The sequence below is a fragment of the Ignavibacteriota bacterium genome, from assembly GCA_013285405.1.
Classification (GTDB): Bacteria; Bacteroidota; Ignavibacteria; order Ignavibacteriales; family Ignavibacteriaceae; genus IGN2.
The window spans coordinates 2,230,202-2,247,033 of sequence record CP053446.1 but is presented as its reverse complement, the minus strand read 5'-3'; the positions used below and the strand labels follow the sequence as shown (position 1 = coordinate 2,247,033).

Annotated in this window: 22 protein-coding genes; 2 read left to right on the top strand and 20 right to left on the bottom strand. The window is 34.8% G+C overall.

Annotated features, from left to right (window positions below; translation table 11 throughout):
• Window positions 1-14 precede the first annotated feature (14 nt).
• Together HND39_09735 and HND39_09730 are read left to right on the top strand one after the other, a co-directional pair.
• Complete coding sequence (locus HND39_09735; protein ID QKJ97955.1) at window positions 15-326, top strand: hypothetical protein; 312 nt, start codon at window positions 15-17, stop codon at window positions 324-326.
• 77 nt (window positions 327-403) lie between these two features.
• A complete protein-coding gene (locus tag HND39_09730; protein ID QKJ96541.1) occupies window positions 404-1,594 on the top strand; it encodes a phosphoglycerate dehydrogenase in 1,191 nt (396 codons plus the stop codon).
• 42 nt (window positions 1,595-1,636) lie between these two features.
• Here the strand turns inward: HND39_09730 and HND39_09725 are convergent, their stop codons facing one another.
• The 20 genes from HND39_09725 to HND39_09630 all read right to left on the bottom strand — a co-directional run bounded on the left by HND39_09725 (window position 1,637) and on the right by HND39_09630 (window position 16,770).
• The gene (locus HND39_09725) at window positions 1,637-2,398 is read right to left on the bottom strand and encodes a hypothetical protein (GenBank protein QKJ96540.1); all 762 of its coding nucleotides are present in this window, start codon (window positions 2,396-2,398) and stop codon (window positions 1,637-1,639) included.
• A gap of 36 nt (window positions 2,399-2,434) precedes the next feature.
• On the bottom strand, window positions 2,435-2,782 hold the full coding sequence (gene rplS / locus HND39_09720) for a 50S ribosomal protein L19 (protein QKJ96539.1): 348 nt from the start codon (window positions 2,780-2,782) through the stop codon (window positions 2,435-2,437).
• 31 nt (window positions 2,783-2,813) lie between these two features.
• Entirely contained in the window at window positions 2,814-3,497 is a 684-nt protein-coding gene (gene trmD / locus HND39_09715) for a tRNA (guanosine(37)-N1)-methyltransferase TrmD (GenBank protein ID QKJ97954.1), read from the bottom strand.
• Window positions 3,487-4,002 (bottom strand): 16S rRNA processing protein RimM, encoded by a 516-nt coding sequence (rimM, locus tag HND39_09710; GenBank protein ID QKJ96538.1) that lies wholly within the window; start codon window positions 4,000-4,002, stop codon window positions 3,487-3,489. The genes trmD and rimM overlap by 11 nt, the downstream gene beginning before the upstream one ends.
• Window positions 4,003-4,019: 17 nt before the next feature.
• Window positions 4,020-4,253, bottom strand: a complete 234-nt coding sequence (locus HND39_09705; GenBank protein ID QKJ96537.1) for a KH domain-containing protein — start codon at window positions 4,251-4,253, stop codon at window positions 4,020-4,022.
• Window positions 4,254-4,343: 90 nt separating this feature from the next.
• Complete coding sequence (gene rpsP / locus HND39_09700) at window positions 4,344-4,799, bottom strand: 30S ribosomal protein S16 (GenBank protein QKJ96536.1); 456 nt, start codon at window positions 4,797-4,799, stop codon at window positions 4,344-4,346.
• A gap of 52 nt (window positions 4,800-4,851) precedes the next feature.
• Complete coding sequence (ffh, locus tag HND39_09695; protein QKJ96535.1) at window positions 4,852-6,168, bottom strand: signal recognition particle protein; 1,317 nt, start codon at window positions 6,166-6,168, stop codon at window positions 4,852-4,854.
• 41 nt (window positions 6,169-6,209) lie between these two features.
• The gene (gene atpG, locus HND39_09690) at window positions 6,210-7,085 is read right to left on the bottom strand and encodes an ATP synthase F1 subunit gamma (protein ID QKJ96534.1); all 876 of its coding nucleotides are present in this window, start codon (window positions 7,083-7,085) and stop codon (window positions 6,210-6,212) included.
• Between the two features lie 9 nt (window positions 7,086-7,094).
• Window positions 7,095-8,645, bottom strand: a complete 1,551-nt coding sequence (locus HND39_09685) for a F0F1 ATP synthase subunit alpha (protein QKJ96533.1) — start codon at window positions 8,643-8,645, stop codon at window positions 7,095-7,097.
• A 27-nt stretch (window positions 8,646-8,672) separates the two neighbouring features.
• Complete coding sequence (atpH, locus tag HND39_09680; GenBank protein QKJ96532.1) at window positions 8,673-9,227, bottom strand: ATP synthase F1 subunit delta; 555 nt, start codon at window positions 9,225-9,227, stop codon at window positions 8,673-8,675.
• Window positions 9,228-9,229: 2 nt separating this feature from the next.
• The gene (gene atpF, locus HND39_09675) at window positions 9,230-9,769 is read right to left on the bottom strand and encodes a F0F1 ATP synthase subunit B (GenBank protein ID QKJ96531.1); all 540 of its coding nucleotides are present in this window, start codon (window positions 9,767-9,769) and stop codon (window positions 9,230-9,232) included.
• A 23-nt stretch (window positions 9,770-9,792) separates the two neighbouring features.
• Window positions 9,793-10,014 (bottom strand): ATP synthase F0 subunit C, encoded by a 222-nt coding sequence (gene atpE, locus HND39_09670; protein ID QKJ96530.1) that lies wholly within the window; start codon window positions 10,012-10,014, stop codon window positions 9,793-9,795.
• 30 nt (window positions 10,015-10,044) lie between these two features.
• On the bottom strand, window positions 10,045-10,878 hold the full coding sequence (gene atpB / locus HND39_09665) for a F0F1 ATP synthase subunit A (protein ID QKJ97953.1): 834 nt from the start codon (window positions 10,876-10,878) through the stop codon (window positions 10,045-10,047).
• A gap of 389 nt (window positions 10,879-11,267) precedes the next feature.
• On the bottom strand, window positions 11,268-11,510 hold the full coding sequence (locus tag HND39_09660; GenBank protein ID QKJ96529.1) for an AtpZ/AtpI family protein: 243 nt from the start codon (window positions 11,508-11,510) through the stop codon (window positions 11,268-11,270).
• A gap of 2 nt (window positions 11,511-11,512) precedes the next feature.
• Complete coding sequence (locus tag HND39_09655; protein ID QKJ96528.1) at window positions 11,513-11,899, bottom strand: polymer-forming cytoskeletal protein; 387 nt, start codon at window positions 11,897-11,899, stop codon at window positions 11,513-11,515.
• A 9-nt stretch (window positions 11,900-11,908) separates the two neighbouring features.
• Window positions 11,909-12,748 (bottom strand): M23 family metallopeptidase, encoded by an 840-nt coding sequence (locus tag HND39_09650; protein ID QKJ96527.1) that lies wholly within the window; start codon window positions 12,746-12,748, stop codon window positions 11,909-11,911.
• 31 nt (window positions 12,749-12,779) lie between these two features.
• Window positions 12,780-13,412 carry a threonylcarbamoyl-AMP synthase gene (locus HND39_09645; protein ID QKJ96526.1) on the bottom strand — a complete coding sequence of 211 codons (633 nt, stop codon included), beginning with the start codon at window positions 13,410-13,412 and terminating at the stop codon, window positions 12,780-12,782.
• Complete coding sequence (locus HND39_09640) at window positions 13,402-14,436, bottom strand: glycosyltransferase family 9 protein (GenBank protein ID QKJ96525.1); 1,035 nt, start codon at window positions 14,434-14,436, stop codon at window positions 13,402-13,404. Before HND39_09640 ends, HND39_09645 begins: the two co-directional genes overlap by 11 nt.
• Window positions 14,437-15,309, bottom strand: a complete 873-nt coding sequence (locus HND39_09635) for a lysophospholipid acyltransferase family protein (GenBank protein ID QKJ96524.1) — start codon at window positions 15,307-15,309, stop codon at window positions 14,437-14,439.
• Window positions 15,310-15,402: 93 nt separating this feature from the next.
• Window positions 15,403-16,770: a GWxTD domain-containing protein gene (locus tag HND39_09630; GenBank protein ID QKJ96523.1), complete on the bottom strand. Its 1,368-nt coding sequence runs from the start codon at window positions 16,768-16,770 to the stop codon at window positions 15,403-15,405.
• Window positions 16,771-16,832: the final 62 nt, after the last annotated feature.

Here is a 16,832-nt window from a genome sequence, read left to right as displayed (position 1 = left end):
AAGTTTTATGTGTCATTGTTGTAAGCTTATTAACTTTCAACAACAACTCATTCGCTCAATCAAAAGATGAAATAAATGAAGACGAATGCACATTCAATGGGATCAAACTCTTTGGAAAAATCCAGTTTGTAGAATCATTTCCTGATTTGACGGTTCAGGTTGTGGAATCATTTCCTGACCTGGAAGTTAAAATAGTTGATTCGTTTGCAGAAGATTGTGGTGAATGGCAGATTGTTGATTCGTTCCCTGATATTAAAGTGCAAATAGTAGAATCTTTCGGTGATATTAAAATAAAATTTGTGGATTCGTTTCCGGGTATTCCTTAATACCGAATTAATCATTCCGAACTTGCCTGGCAGGCAGGCAAGTTCAGCATTACTTAATCATAAATAGAGGAGTTAATATGAAACTTAAAGTATTGGTAGCCGACAAATTTCCAGAAAAATATATCCAGCAAATGAAGGATCTTGACCTTGATGTCATCTATCAGCCAAAGCTTGGAGAAAAAGATCTTCCAGATGCTGCCAAAGAAACTGATATTCTTGTTGTCCGATCAACCGTGGTTAATGAAGAAACCATTAACAGTTCAAAAAAGTTGAACCTCATTATTCGTGCTGGTTCAGGAGTAAATAATATCAATATCGCTGCAGCGAACAAAAAGGGTATTTATGTTACCAACTGCCCCGGAATGAATGCTGTTGCAGTTGCTGAACTTGCTATGGGATTAATGATTTCACTTGATAGATTTATCCCTGATAATGTTAGTGATTTTAACAAGAGTGTTTGGAATAAAGATAAATTTTCAAAAGGCAAAGGACTGAAAGGTAAAACTCTTGGTCTTATTGGTGTTGGAAATATTGGGAAAGAAGTTGCAAAAAGAGCTCTTGCATTTCAAATGAATGTTTACGGCAAAGATATATCCAGGATAGAAGGCGTTCAGATTAAAGACTTTAGTGAGATGGATCAATTACTTCCACTTTGTGATATTGTCAGCATTCATTTGCCTGCTACACCACAGACTAAAGGTTTGTTTAACAAACAAATGATCAGTTATATGAAGGACGGTGCATATCTTATCAACACTTCCAGACAGGATATAGTAGTTGAAGATGATCTTCTTCAGGCAATTAAAGAAAAAAACATTCGTTATGCTTGTGATGTATTCAAAGGTGAACCTGAAGGAAAATCAGGTGAGGTAACATCTAAGCTGCAAAACAATCCCAATATTTATGTAACCCATCACATTGGTGCTTCAACCGAACAAGCACAGGATGCAGTTGCTGAAGAAACAATTAACATAATCAATCACTATGTTCACAGCGGAATAATTGATCATTGGGTAAACAGAGCAAAGATAACGGATGCTCACTATCAGCTTGTTGTTAAACATTATGACAAACCTGGCGTACTGGCAAGCGTTCTTGATTTATTAAGAGAAGGTAATATAAACATTGAAGAAATCGAAAATGTAATTTTTGATGGTGGAATTGCAGCAAGTTGTACTATGAAATTAATGAATAGTGCAACACCAGATATGCTTAAAAAGATGAGTGAGAATCCGGATATAATCAGTGTTAGCCACGTAGAGATTTAGATCTTTTAACCGGGCGATTCAAATTGAGTCGCCCAATTATTATCAAACAAACTTCACATCAATAATGTCTTTAATCAAACCGTGGTAATAAGGCATTTGCAGCAATTGCGTGATGCCTTCCCTGTCCTGTTCGTCGAAATCAAAAATAAGATGCTGAATATTTACTGAAAGAAAATCAAGTGATGATTGAGGAAAAGAAGGAAATAGTTCATTAAAATTTTCTGAATGACCATTCTGAAATTGGTTTTTATAATCGGAAGAGAATTCTTTAATCGCATCTTCAGAAAACGAAGCCAGAACAAAATTAACATAAGGTGCATTTAGTAATTCAATTATCTCTTCGGAAAAACTTAATCCGTTTAAGAAAAGCTCTTTCTGATAATTTTCATCTCCTGCTATCAGAATATTATCTTTAAAATCTGCAACTTCTCTGTTCAACAAAGTTGTCCTGATCTCAACATCATAAAATTCTTTGAAAAGTATTTTGCTGAGTATTACTTCATTAGAGGATACATCACCTTTTAATAAAAGTTCGTTAATCGTTTCCTGTTCTTCTTTGAAATGAATATAAGAATTGGATAAAAGTGCATTGAATGAAATTCCAATTTCCGATGAAACGAATAAATCTCTATTTGTTATTAAGTCCATTGATGGAATTAATCCAACTGTGTTTTTTTTGCCTGAAATTTCCTTTGCTATCAGTGATGCAGGAAAAAATTCAATATCAAGAGTCGATTTATCAGAAATTTCCGAAATCAGAATTTGTGAAAAAATATTCTTCGGCACATAGAATTTGGTAATCATAAAATAAAAAAGCCGCCTGCAGGCGGCGAACTAAAATTACTGAGCTTTTTTATCTTTAATTCTTGCAGCTTTACCGGAAAGATTGCGAAGGTAGTAAAGTTTTGCTCTTCTAACATTACCTTTCTTCAAAATTTCTATCTTTGAAATTTTCGGTGATGTAATTCGGAAGATTCTTTCAACACCAACTCCGCTGGCTATCTTTCTTACAGTAAAAGATTTATTAAGTCCGGTACCTCGAACGCTAATCACATCTCCTTCAAAAGGCTGGATTCGTTCTTTGTCACCTTCAACTATACTTACAAAGACTTTGATATGATCTCCGGTTCTGAACTCCGGTAAATCGGTTCTTGGTTTTTCCTTTAATATGCTGTTTATTTTATCCATCTTTTACTCCTTTACTTTTTACCAAAGACTCTTAGTCTTTGGATGAATTAATTTCACGCCATTTTTCTGTTAAAATTTTTGATTGCTCCTCTTTCCACTTTTTAATTTCTTTCTCGTTGCCAGAAAGAAGAACTTCAGGAACTTTCAGCCCTTTATATTCAGCAGGTCTGGTAAAATAAGGCGCTTCAACTATTTCACCATCCTGAAACGAATCATCTAATGCTGCTTCACTATCGTTCAATACTCCCGGAATTAATCTTACTACTGCATCGATAATTATCAAAGCCGGAAGTTCTCCGCCAGTCAGCACATAATTCCCGATCGAAATTTCATCTGTGGCAAATTTCTGTCTTACTCTGTCATCAACTTCCTTATAGTGACCTGCAATTACGAGCAAATTTTCTGCAAGTGACAGATCATTCGCAAGTTTCTGATTGAATAATTTTCCTTTGGGTGTAGTAAAAATTATTCTGTCATAGATTCTTTCAGATTGCAGTGATTCTATACATTCAAAAAAAGGTTCGGGTTTTAAAACCATTCCCGGACCACCACCGAAAGGTTTATCATCAATCTGCTTGTGCTTGTTATATGCATAATCCCGGAGATTATGAATTTGCAACAAAAGTTTTTCTTTATCCTGAGCACGCTTGATAATACTTGTCTTCAACGGGCTTTCAAGCAAATCCGGTACAGCCGATATAACATCAATCCTGATCATCTTGCAAGAAATCTTTAGTAATATTCAGAATTAATTTTTTCTGTGCAACATCAAATTTTTCAATAAATTTAAGAACAAGAGGGAACAATATTTCTTTATTATCATCACTTTTAATTACAAGCACATCGTTTCCTTTTCCTTTCATAACATCCGTGATTACACCAAGACATTCTTTCTCTGCAATAACATCACTTCCTATTAAATCGTGTACAAAAAAATGATTTTTGGGTAAACTAACAGCATCTTTTTCATCAATATATATTTCTCTTTTTAAAAGCAGCTGAGAATCTCTTATGCTGTCAAATTTTTCAAACTTTACAATTATACTCCCTTTAACATTCTTAACATCTTCGATGAAAAAGGTTTTCTTATCTCCCCAAAAATCTAAATAAACTTTTCTCAAGCGAGTAAATCTTTCAGGAAAATCTGAAAAAGATTTTATTCGCAGGTATCCATCTTTACCATAAATTTGTTCGATACTTGCGATTAAAAGATAGTCCAAATTAAAAAACAAAAAATCTAATCTAATATTTCCAGTATTGCACGTTTTCCTTCTTTAGCTGCAACTGCTGTAAGAAGGGTTCGCATTGCAATAGCAGTTTTCCCTTTTTTCCCGATTACTTTCCCTATGTCTTCCTGTTTTACTCTCAGAGTAAAACTAATTTTATTTTCTTCAGTGAGTGTTTCTTCAACAACTACGCTTTCAGGATGATCCACAAGGAACTTCACGATAAATTCCACGAACTCTTTCATAAGAGCCTCCTCAATAAGCGCTTTGAACTTAATAGTTCAGTACTGTTTTATCAGTATATCAGAAGCAGCGCCATTATCTTCTGATGTACTTTAGCTAGTTGTCTCTTCTGTTTTATTTTCTTCTGCCGGAGCTTGCTTTTCAGATGCTTCAGCATTCGTCTGGGTTTCTTGTTTTGCTTTGGCTTTTCTGGATAATTTTTTATCACTCTTTTTATTTGAACTGGCTTCTTTCAATTTCTGCCACTTCTCAATTTCTGATTTAATTTTTTCTTCATCCAGACCTTTTGATATTAATTCTTTTTTAAGAGTAATACCTTTCTGCCTTAAAAGACTTTTTACTGTATGAGTTGGTACTGCACCAACATTCAGCCAGTACATTATTCTTTCTTCTTTAAAATCCAGCGTGTGCGGATTAGTTAAAGGATTGTAAAAACCAACAGCTTCAAGAAATTTTCCATTTCTGGGTGATCTTGAATCTGCAGCAACCAACCTATAGATTGGTTGCTTCTTTTTACCCATGCGTCTTAATCTTAACTTAACAGCCAATTTATTAGAACCTTTCCGATTTATTCATTTGTTAAAAAAAATATTTTTGAATCTATCTGCCAAACGGCAAATTGGCAAAAGATGACTTACCTGAAAATCTGCTCATCATCTTTTTCATTTCTTCAAATTGCTTAAGGAATCTATTTACATCCTGTATGGATGTTCCACTGCCTCGTGCAATTCTTTTTCTTCTGCTGCCGTTCAGTATTTTAGGATTCCCTCTCTCTGAACCAGTCATTGAACTGATAATCGCTTCAACTTTAACGAGAGCTTTATCATCAATCTGTGCATTTTTAATCTGAGCACTCACTCCCGGAATCATTCCAATCAAAGATGACAGAGAACCCATTTTCTTAATCACTTTAATTTGCTTAAGAAAATCATCAAAATCAAATTGATTTTTCTTGAACTTTTCTTCAAGTCGTTCAGCTTCTTTTTCGTCAAAATTTTGTTGAGCTTTTTCTACTAATGAGATTACATCGCCTTTCCCAAGTATTCTGGAAGCTAACCGATCGGGGTAAAAAACCTCTAAAGCTTCAGTTTTTTCACCATTACTTATGAATTTTATTGATTTTCCTACAACTGATCTGATTGATAATGCTGCACCACCACGGGCATCGCCATCGAGTTTTGTAAGCACTATTCCATCAAAATCGACCGTTTCATTAAATGCTTTGGCTGAATTTACTGCATCCTGACCTGTCATTGAATCTACAACAAAAAGAATTTCTGATGGATTCACTAATTTTTTTATATCCGCAATTTCTTCCATCATCTGATCATCTACATGCAAACGACCGGCTGTATCTATAATTAATGTATCAAAGTTATTTTCTTTGGCGAACTTTAGTGCTTCCGTTGCTGTTTTTCTTGCATCTGGCTGTTCAAGGGAAAATACTTTTACATCAATTTTTTCACCGAGCTGTTTTAACTGTTCGACTGCTGCAGGTCTGTAAACATCAGCGGCGGCTAAAAAAACTTTTCTTTTATGCTCTTTTAATCTTCGTGCAAGTTTAGCGCAAAAAGTAGTCTTTCCTGAACCTTGTAACCCAACAACCATAATTGTGGTCACACCAGACGGATTGAGTTTTATTTCTGATTGTGAGGAACCAAGTAAAGCTACAAGCTCGTCAAAAATAATTTTTGTAATTAGCTGACCGGGTGTTATTGACGTAATAACTTCCTGACCGAGTGCTTTTTCAGAAACTTTGTCAATAAACTCTTTGGCTACTTTGTAGTTAACATCGGCATCCAGTAATATGCGACGAATCTCTCTGAGTGTGTCAGAAATATTCTTCTCATTTAAACGTCCCTGACCTCGAACTTTTTTTAAAGCGTTTTCTATTTTTAATGATAAATCTTCAAACATCTTAACATTTCATAATAAACATGGCGAGATAAAAAGAGAATCTATGAGCTGGATTTAAGTGCATTGGCGCCGGAAACGATTTCCAGTATCTCTTTAGTTATTGAAGCCTGTCTTTCTTTATTGTAGGTTAAATTTAAGGAACGAATTAGTTCCTGAGCATTCGTGGTAGCATTATCCATAGCTGTCATCCTCGCACTCAGCTCCGCAGCATTTGATTCAAGCAGGCTTCTCCAAATTTGAACTTTTAAGTGTTTTGGAATTAGCGATTCAAATATTGAAAGCTGACCGGGTTCATATATATAATTTGATGAAACCTTATCATCATTATTTTCTGAAATGAATGGAACCGGCAGTAGTTGCACTCTAACTATCCTTTGTTGAATCATCGAAACGAATTCATTATACACCAAAACAATCTTGTCAATTTCACCACTCAAATATTTAGGGATCAGATCATTATAAAGTTGCAGAGTTGAGTGATATTCAAGTAAACCAAACAGACCGGTCATTTTACCCTGCAGTTTAAAATTTCTTCTGCCAAAATATTCTGTAGCTTTTTTACCTACTGTATAAACTGAGATATCACTATCATTTTTTAATTCTTCGCTGATAAGGTTTGATGCTTCTTTGTTAATATTAGTGTTGAAAGCACCACATAATCCTCTGTCTGCAGTTATTATAACAACACAAACTTTTTTTGAAGTTCTTAAAGTGAAGAATGGATTAGTTTGCAAAGAATCATCGGCAGCAAGGCGGGAAAGCATTTCACCAATTTTGTTCGCATAAGGTCTTGCACCAACAATTCGTTGTTGAGCACCGCGTAATTTTGCGGTGGCAATCATTTTCATTGCTTTTGTGATTTTTTGCGTGCTTTTAACACCGACTATCCTATTCTTTATATCACGTAAGGTTGCCATTTAAATTATCTATGCTGTCTTCTTAAAAACTTTAAGGAAGTCTTCTGCTGCAGAATTAATTTTTGCTTCGAGCTCTTTTGAAATATCTTTGTCTTTCTTCAAAGTTTCAAAAATGTCTTTATGCTTTACTTCAAAAAACTCAAGTGCTTCTTTCTCAAATCGTTTAACGTCTGAGACGGGAACGGAATCCATATAACCTCTTGTCCCTAAAAAGATACTTATAATCTGTCTTTCAACCGGGATTGGAGCGTACTGACCTTGTTTCAGTAATTCAACAAGTCTTGCACCTTTGTTTAAAGTCTTTAGTGTCGCCTGATCAAGGTCAGAACCGAATTTAGCAAATGCTTCCAGCTCGCGGTATTGAGCAAGATCAAGTTTAAGAGAACCGGCAACTTTTTTCATCGCTTTAATCTGGGCATTTCCACCAACACGAGATACAGATATTCCAACGTTAATAGCAGGTCGAACACCGGAGTTAAACAAACTTGATTCAAGATATATTTGTCCGTCAGTAATTGAAATTACGTTTGTTGGAATGTAAGCTGAAACGTCTCCCTGCTGAGTTTCAATAATTGGTAAAGCAGTTAAACTGCCGCCACCAAGTTCATCACTAAGTTTGGAAGCTCTCTCAAGTAATCTTGAATGAAGATAGAAAACATCGCCGGGGTAAGCTTCTCTTCCCGGAGGTCTTCTCAATAAAAGAGAAAGTTCACGGTAAGCTGCAGCTTGTTTTGATAAATCATCGTAAATAACGAGTGAATGCATTCCATTATCACGAAAATATTCGCCGAGTGTAGCACCTGAATATGGTGCAATGTACTGAAGCGGTGCTGGTTCCCACGCTGAAGCTACTACAACTGTTGTGAATTCCATTGCGCCGTGTTCCTGCAATTTAGCAACAACCTGGGCAACTGTTGAACTCTTCTGACCAATGGCAACATAAACACAATAAACTGGTTTTATACCGAGCGACTTGGCTTCTTCAGTATGAGTATATTTTTGGTTAATAATCGCATCTATTGCAACTGCCGTTTTACCAGTTTGTCTATCACCAATAATTAATTCCCTCTGTCCTCGTCCAATCGGAATCATCGCGTCAATTGCTGCAATACCAGTCTGCACCGGTTCCTTCACACCTTGTCTCTGAATTACACCAAGTGCTTTTCTCTCAATAGGTAAAAACTTATCAGTGTTTATTGCACCTTTTCCATCAATAGGTTTACCCAAAGGATTTACAACTCGACCTAATAGTTCTTTACCAACTGGAATTGAAGCAACCCGTTTTGTTCGTTTTACTGTATCACCTTCTTTAACCAGCGAACTTTCACCAAAAAGAACACATCCAACGCTGTCTTCATCAAGGTTCAAAACCATTCCGATTACATCGTTAGGAAATTCAACGAGTTCAGTAGCCATAACTTTGCTCAAACCATAAACACGTGCAATCCCATCACCAATTTGCAGAACGGTACCAACATCATAAATATCTACTTCGCTCTCGAAACCTGAAAGTTGTTTCCTTAATATTGCCGATATTTCGTCGGGTCTAACTTCAGCCATAACTTAATTCCTTTTAAACTTCATTGTTTAGTTGAGTGATATATCACCCGTTAAAAATTGTTTCTTCAGTAGTTCCAGTTGATGCTTTATTGAAGCATCATAGAGTGTATCATTAACTTTAGCTATGAACCCACCAACAAGGTTCAAATCAGTTTTAAAATTCAGCCGGACTTTTTTATCAAGAATCTTCTCCAGCTTTGCTTCCAGAACATTTTTTTGTTCAGTTGAAAAATCAGTCGCCGATGTTATAAATACGTTAGCAATGCCAAGATGATCGTCGCGTAATTCTAAAAATCGTTTACTTATTGGAAGCAGCAAACTTTCACGATTTTTAGCAATAACGAATTCAACGAATTCCATGGAATCTCCGGATATTTTTTCTTTAAAGATTTCTTTGAGAATATTGAGTTTTAATTCAGGTCTTACCACCGGACTATCAAGCATAGTCTGTAACTCTCTGCTTTGATCAAGAGTTTCAACAAGAAGCCGGAAATCTGTGGTTACGACATCAAGATTATTTTTCTCAATTGAAGATTCCAATAAAGAAGTTGCATATCTATGTAAAATTCTGAAATCTGCCATTACTAATTTTTCGTCACATCATTTAAATACTTGTCAATTACCTGCTTACTTTTTTGAGCGTCAAGTGATTGTCTGATAATTTTTTCAGCTGCGCTGACAGCAATTTCAGCTATCTGATTTTTTAGTTCTTCAAAAGCAGTATCTTTCTTTCTTTGAATTTCTAATGAAGCATCATCAACAATTTTCTTAGCCTGTTCTTTACTGTCCTTAATTATTTGTTCTTTGAGCGACTCAGCATAAGTACGGCTTTGCTCAATTATTTTCTTTGATTCCTCTTCCGCTTTTGAAAGGTTCGCTTGATTTTCTTCAAGAATTTTTCTTGCTTCATCCCTGGCTTTTTCAGCCTGAGCCAGTGATTCTTTGATATCATTTTCGCGTTTATCAATCGCTTGCAGAATAGGTTTCCAGGCGACTTTTTTCAAAATCAGAAGCAGAATAATAAACGTCAGTACAGTCCAGATCATTAAGCCCGGGCTAACGTCAAGTAAACCGCCTCCTCCGCCTTCAGATGCAATTACAGCAAATGTAAGTTCAGCTAACATTTTTTTCCTTATTGATTAGGTATTTATGCTTTAAGCGCCAGAAGGATACAAATAACCAGTCCGAAGAATGATATACCTTCTATAAGAGCAGCAGCAATAATCATTGAAGTTCTGATTGCGCCTGCAGCTTCCGGCTGTCTGCCGCTTGCATCCATTGCAGAACTTGCGAGCTTACCGATTCCAATTCCGCCACCGATAACAACTAATCCGGCGCCAATACCCGCTGCTAACCATGCTAAATCCATTTTAGTACTCCTTTAATATTTGTTAATAAATTAATGTTCCTGATGTACTGCCATTCCTATAAATAAGGAAGTAAGCATTGTAAAAATATATGCCTGAATTAACGCAACTAAAATTTCTAATAGATAAATAAAAACTGCGAATGCTACTGAAACGGGCGCAATAAAAATTGTTCCCATAAAAAATATTAAGCCGATAAGAGCAAGGATAACAGTATGACCTGCTATCATATTTGCGAAAAGTCGTATCGTCAATGCAAAAGGTTTCGTGAATAATCCAAGAATTTCTACAGGTATCATAAGCGGCAGCAGCCACATTGGAATACCATGTGGAACTAATCCTTTGAAGTAGCCTAAAAATCCGTGGTGTTTGATCCCTCCCAATTGAATCATAAAAAATGAAATGATTGCAAGCGCCGTAGTTGCGGCTATATTACTTGTAAAAGTTGCCGAGAATGGAATCAATCCAAGAAAATTACCAAACAAAATGAAAAAGAATAAAGTCAGAAGAAAAGGAAGAAAAGGTTTATAAGCTTTGCCCAATGTCAGTTCTGCAATTTCATCTCGAACAAAAATGATCAACACTTCGAAAAAGTTTGCCATTCTTCCGGGAATCAGAGATCTCTTATAATTCTTCGCAACGAAATAAAATGTAAATAACACTAAAAATGCTGCTATCCACATAAAAATAACATGCTTTGTTGGTGTAATATCAATTCCGAAAACTGGAGGTAGTTGAGGTATATGAACATATCCTAGCAAAGGAAGTTCGATTTCTTTACCATCAACGATGTGATGTAAAATCCAATCACTTTCAGCTTTGTCAGAAGTCATCAAACTATCTGTAACAACTCTCAGAGTATCTATGTTATCGGTTACTGCCAATCTGGCTTTTTCTCCCTAAAATCAAATAAAATATCTCTATTAATAAATAAAAAACGTAAAAAAAGAGGATTGAAAATATAAACCCATAGGTGTTTATTTCCAAAAAAAAGAGGGTTAATAATATGAGAGTAAGTCCTATCAATAGCCTGATCAGAAGTCCGCCCCACAAAGAAAGGAGGAAAATATTCTCAGATTTGTGCAGACTTAACTTAATCAGCAGAAATCCTATTAAAAAATTTAATAATGAAATCAGTGCGCCAATTAATATAGACTTAAATAGTATCGCAGAAATATTATCCATTAAATACAATACTATCAGAACCAGAAAAATAATAATTGAAATTAAAAAACACTGAAGCAGAAGTTGTTTTTCATTTTTTATCATTTCCGGCTTTCAGTACGGATTTAATGAAATTGTACATCCCTGCAAATACACCAAAAAATGCGCAAACAATTGTAAGAATTGGCTTAGTATCAAAATATCCGTCCAGCCAAATGCCAATGAAAACCATTACGGTTACGGTAACAGCCAGTTGGAGACCTAAGCCAACATAAGGTCCGACGGTTTTATATAGATTTCTGGTACCTTTAAGATTATCAGGTTCCAGTTTCATTACTAAGAATTTGTTGAAGAAGAATCAGATAATTCAGATGAATAACCACCCTGACCCATATTACTTTTACCATCAAAACGTGCACCTGCTTCGACGACAAGTATTTTGGTAAAAATATCTCCTTTTAAATCAGCTTTAGCTTCGAGCATAAGTTTTTCTTTTGCATTTATCATACCTTCAACCTTGCCGCCAATGGTGATATTCTGACCATTAACTTTTCCATATACTTCACCAGACTCACCGATTGTAACATTGCCTTGACAGACAATATCACCTTGAATAGTTCCATCAAGCCGGATGCTTCCATTACTTGAAACTTTGCCTTCGACTTTTACACCGTGACTGATAATTGTGATTTCTTCTGAATCACCGTTCATTTTGCCTTTCATATATTCTCCTTAATTATTGATTAGTAAAATTGTTTCTGGGTCAATAGGTTTACCATTATGCCATATTTCAAAGTGAAGATGAGGACCGGTAGTTGCTAATCCACTGTTTCCACTCTGTGCAATCAGTTCACCTTGTTTTACGAATTCTCTTTCTCTTTTTATTATAACAGAGCAATGTTTGTAAATACTCAGATATCCATCAGAATGATTGAGGATAATTATGTTACCATAATTATTTGTATAACCTGAAAAAACTACGAATCCTCCTGCAGAAGCATAAACCGGAGTTCCATCTTTAACAACGATATCAATACCATAATGAGCTCTCTCAGGATCAAATGCTCTGCTAATATATCCATTAGAGGGAAGAATGAAAAAAATTTTATTCTCTTGCTGTTGTATAAAATATTTATGAAGAATGCTCAAAAGAACTCCAAAAATATTTCCTTCATGCGGAGTTTGATAATATTTTTTAAGTGTATCCGCATCGATTTTTAAAGAGTCAATTAAGGACGAATCTCCTAATGCTAAAGCATACTTAAGCTTTTGGTTCGTAGATTTAAGGACTTGAAGTTCATTCGCCAGGAACAAGATTTTTTCATTTAATTGTTCTATTTGCAAATTATTCTTCGAGTCACGTGTATAACTATTTGGTAATATATAATCACCAGCTCCGGAAATATTCAACAAGTAAAATCCCAGTATTGATATTAATATTGAATAGGTCACTACAAGCAATAATATTTTTGAGAGAGTTATCTTTTTTGATTTAGCCCCACTCGAAGTATTATCAGGAACTATTATTACTGAAAAGCTTTTCAGATTTTTAATATATTTTAATATCGACATCTTCGTAAAATCATTTTAAAGTGGAGTAAATTTAAGTGAAGTTTTGTAACAATTCTACAAATTTAATTGCACCTTCTCTAATTAATTTTGGTTTATTTGTAGTGAGATCGATGATTGTTGATGATTTTCTTTCAGGTGATTCAGTATGAAACAGAATTGCATCTACCTTGTCAGAAAATTCCTCGATTATCAGATCAGTACGATATAATGGATTTTCACCGGTACGGTTTACGCTCGTTGAAATTAATGGTCGTGAAATTTCTTTAAGAAGATTTAAACAAAATTTATCAGACGGAATCCTTACAGCAACAGTTTTTTGATTTAAAAGTTCACTCGTTCTTTCATTCAATTTCAGAATCACCGATAACGGAGCGGGCCAAATTTTCTGAAGTATTTCGATGTGAGATTCAATTGCAAAATCAGTATAGTTCAACAAATTATCTATATCCGAAATCAACCAGATAAATCTTTTTTGCTCATCTCTTCCTTTGATTTCTGATATTCTGTTTACTACTTTTTGATTCAAAGGATTACCACCAATTCCGTAAATTGTATCCGTTGGGTAGATGAAAATCCTTCCTGTTTGGAACAATTCTGTTGCAAACGTCAAAGCTCTTTCGGCTTCAATATCTATATTGATTATATTTTTACTATCAGTTTGCATCAGATAATAATTTTTCAGCCTTTTTGATTATAAGATCAGGTGTTAATAGTTTTGCACAATCGAATGTCTCAATCGGACATTTGCTAAATCCATGTATTCCACAAGGTTTGCAAAGTAATTTATCATAGCTGATAAAATCACTTTTTGAGTTGTAAGGATAAAAACCGAACCGCGGTACAGTAGAACAATATATGGTTAGCACAGGAATTTGAGCGCACATTCCCAAATGAGTCGGTGCACTGTCATTACAAATCAGAAGCGAAGCACTTTTCAACAGTTCAACTGATTCAGTAAAAGAAAAATAACCAGCAGCAATAAAAACATTTTTCTCTTGTTCAGACCGCAATGATTCACATAAATTTCTATCCTGCTCACTGCCAAAGGTTACGATTTGAAATTTATTCTTTATAAAATAATCCACAATAGTTTTAAAATATTCTAAAGGATAAATTTTTGTCCCCCAAATTGAACCTGGCGCTATAGCAATGAATTTGTTTATCGAATTCGATTTTAAGAATTCTTCTGCTTTTATCCTGTTTTCAGCAGAAGATTTTAGTTCAGGAATAATTTTCCAGGCATCATCATCACTAAAGTCATCACCGAGGAAAGCTAAATTTCTTTTAACTTCGTGCGAAGATGGATCATATTTTACTGTTTGCTTAAATGCAAATTTCAAACTGCTGTTATCAAATCCGTAAGATTCTTTTGCACCAATACTCAGTGTAATAAGTGCGCTCCGAAATGATCTGTGAGGTGAGTAAACGATATCATAATTATTTAATTTCAGATTTTTTATAAATCTGTGGAAAGCGAAAAAAGATTTTTGTTTTCCTTTTTTATCTAATGTAATTGTGGAGTTAACAGAAGGTGAGGCATTAAATATTTCCGCAGTTGATGGGATACACAAAACATCAATTAAATACTGGTTTCGTCTCTTCTTCAATTCCTGGATAAATGGTAAGGTAAGGATAACATCACCGGGAAATGCTGTTTGAATAACAAGTATTTTTTTTACTTCACTCATTTAGTGTTTCCACCTGTTGTGCATCCATAACCATTGTTCTGGATTTTCCCTAATCACTTTTTCAAGATAGGAAATATATCTTTGACTAAGTTCGATCACTTTTTCATCATAATTCTCAGGAAGATTGTCCACAGAAATTTCGACCAAAGTAGTTTTATACTTGTAATTTTTATCTCTTATTGGAATACCACAAATCAACGGTGCACCAGTTTTGATTGCAAGTACAGCAGGTCCGGTATATACAGCAACTTTTCTCTTAAAAAAGTTTACTTTTACACCTTCAGCCGGTCCTCTTTGGTCAGCAACCATTGCAACAATTTTCTTTTCTTTTAAAGTTTGGTAAGTTTTTCGTATTGATATTCCAAGTTGAACGACCTCATTGCCAAACCTGGTTCGTGATTTATTCATCCATTCAAAAACCAATGGGTTACGAAGTGGTTTTACAATTACAGAAAAAGGAAGTTGTAATTGGATTGCAACAGAGATCGCAATAAACTCCCAATTACCGAAATGCGATGAAAGTAATATTACGCCTTTACCTTCTTTATATTTTTCAATAATTAATTCCGGATTGCTGCACTCAACCGCAAATGCAATATCGTTCTTACTCATATACGGCAGATACAAAATTTCAACAAGAGTAATAGCAAAGCTTAAATAAATTTTATACGCCAGTTTCTTGTTAGTTACGATATCATTTTCAGGAAACGCAATGTGAAGATTTTTCAGCACAACCTTTTTTCGAATAGGGATAAGATAAAAAAATGTGAATGCTAAAATGCTGGCAAATTTTCTGGAAAGAGTCAGCCCGAAAAACTTAAAGCAGCGACTAAAAAAAATAAAAAGAATATATTCAATCCTGTTCTTCATCATATCCAACAATAATTGATGTAAAAATAACCAAAGCTGATGAATAAAGATGAAGGATTAATAGAACATATATTCTAATGAATACAGGATCAGCAACTATTGAACTGCAATCCGTCGCTGCCAGTAATCATCGCGTAATTCACCCCTTTTTGTGGAATGAATCAGTTGATAATCATTAAACCCGGTAAGATCGCCAAATACAAAATAAACTCCGCCTTCAAGGTTTTCATATTTCCAGATTTCATAAGGTCGGGTTCCGGTTTCATTTGGGTGTCGTTCTATTTCTGAAGGCTCGCCATAAATGATAAACACTCTTCCTCTATCCGTTTTCCATCCTGGCTTACCCATTGCACTAAATTTATTATCACTTTCGCTTACTCTTTTTGTATAGTTGAGATAACTTTCGTTTCTATCATCAGAAGGATTCTCGTCACGGGATTTCCAGAAATTGTAAATGAATTCTCTTTTAGCTTCCTCCGTTGACAGTGCTTTATATTTGTCAATTTCCGGATTTGTGGCAACGTACTTAGACTTATTAAAAAGATCATCAATTTCTTCTTCTGACATAGCTCCAAATGTAGTGCTAAGCACTGGCGAAACCGTGAGTGAAAGTGAATCCATTGCTACAACAGATGGATTGTAAACAAAAAATCTTTTTGTTGATGATACGCCGTAATTAGCAACACTATCAATTAAATTGAGCCGAAGTGTATAAGTATCAGTCGGAAGTTTATGAGCTTTAACTAATCCAACCTCAACTCTTGTATCTACTAACTTATTTATTTTTTTCGATTTGAAGTTTACAAGTTGACCTTTACTATTTAAAATTATCTCATCCAGCCTTAATTCTGTTCCGGCTGCCTCGGACTGCAGATTATATAGCTCGAGATAATAAAATACAACTGGCTGCATTTCCCCTCCAACGCTGGCTGGCAATGGCATTACCTCATAAGTATTCTTGTAAAATATTGAAGATGTATTTTGTGAATTAGGAACAATATTGGAAGCAAGCTGAACGTCACTTAATGATGTTTCATTATTAAGAAAAGGCTTTACAATAATATTTTCTGAAAAATTTTTTTTATTTAAGCTATTGTTAAAATCACTCCCAATTACATTTACTATGTATGAGCCACGATCAATTATAAAACCAACCAGACCAATAAGGCTCTTATTATAACTTGTTGAATCAGTGATTTCATTTGATACCATCCAGCGTCGGCTTACAATTACATTTCCCGTTGTCGAGTCAGCTATTTCAATATCTAAAAGTCCATTTACATAATTACCAGTATCTGTATTTGTGACAGTCAATCCAACCTGATTAAATGAATAATAAAATTCGACATAATTTGATAGTGAATCATAACCAAACTGAGCGTAATCAAACTCAAAATTGATATTCTGGGAATAAAGATTTACTACAAATGTCAGTACGAATATTGGAAGAAGTAACCTGTTCATTTCAATTTTTCTAATTGTTATTAACAAAATAAAAAAGCGCCCGTTGAAAAATCAACAGACGC

Bases quoted from the DNA above. Each gene is read 5' to 3' on its own strand.
- HND39_09630 (QKJ96523.1), bottom strand. From the start codon at position 16,770: ATGAACAGGTTACTTCTTCCAATATTCGTACTGACATTTGTAGTAAAT.
- HND39_09650 (QKJ96527.1), bottom strand. From the start codon at position 12,748: ATGTCGATATTAAAATATATTAAAAATCTGAAAAGCTTTTCAGTAATA.
- atpF (QKJ96531.1), bottom strand. From the start codon at position 9,769: ATGTTAGCTGAACTTACATTTGCTGTAATTGCATCTGAAGGCGGAGGA.
- HND39_09660 (QKJ96529.1), bottom strand. From the start codon at position 11,510: ATGAAACTGGAACCTGATAATCTTAAAGGTACCAGAAATCTATATAAA.
- HND39_09725 (QKJ96540.1), bottom strand. From the start codon at position 2,398: ATGATTACCAAATTCTATGTGCCGAAGAATATTTTTTCACAAATTCTG.
- ffh (QKJ96535.1), bottom strand. From the start codon at position 6,168: ATGTTTGAAGATTTATCATTAAAAATAGAAAACGCTTTAAAAAAAGTT.
- HND39_09655 (QKJ96528.1), bottom strand. From the start codon at position 11,899: ATGAAAGGCAAAATGAACGGTGATTCAGAAGAAATCACAATTATCAGT.
- HND39_09635 (QKJ96524.1), bottom strand. From the start codon at position 15,309: ATGATGAAGAACAGGATTGAATATATTCTTTTTATTTTTTTTAGTCGC.
- HND39_09685 (QKJ96533.1), bottom strand. From the start codon at position 8,645: ATGGCTGAAGTTAGACCCGACGAAATATCGGCAATATTAAGGAAACAA.
- atpE (QKJ96530.1), bottom strand. From the start codon at position 10,014: ATGGATTTAGCATGGTTAGCAGCGGGTATTGGCGCCGGATTAGTTGTT.
- HND39_09645 (QKJ96526.1), bottom strand. From the start codon at position 13,412: ATGCAAACTGATAGTAAAAATATAATCAATATAGATATTGAAGCCGAA.
- atpH (QKJ96532.1), bottom strand. From the start codon at position 9,227: ATGGCAGATTTCAGAATTTTACATAGATATGCAACTTCTTTATTGGAA.
- rplS (QKJ96539.1), bottom strand. From the start codon at position 2,782: ATGGATAAAATAAACAGCATATTAAAGGAAAAACCAAGAACCGATTTA.
- HND39_09730 (QKJ96541.1), top strand. From the start codon at position 404: ATGAAACTTAAAGTATTGGTAGCCGACAAATTTCCAGAAAAATATATC.
- atpG (QKJ96534.1), bottom strand. From the start codon at position 7,085: ATGGCAACCTTACGTGATATAAAGAATAGGATAGTCGGTGTTAAAAGC.
- HND39_09640 (QKJ96525.1), bottom strand. From the start codon at position 14,436: ATGAGTGAAGTAAAAAAAATACTTGTTATTCAAACAGCATTTCCCGGT.
- HND39_09705 (QKJ96537.1), bottom strand. From the start codon at position 4,253: ATGAAAGAGTTCGTGGAATTTATCGTGAAGTTCCTTGTGGATCATCCT.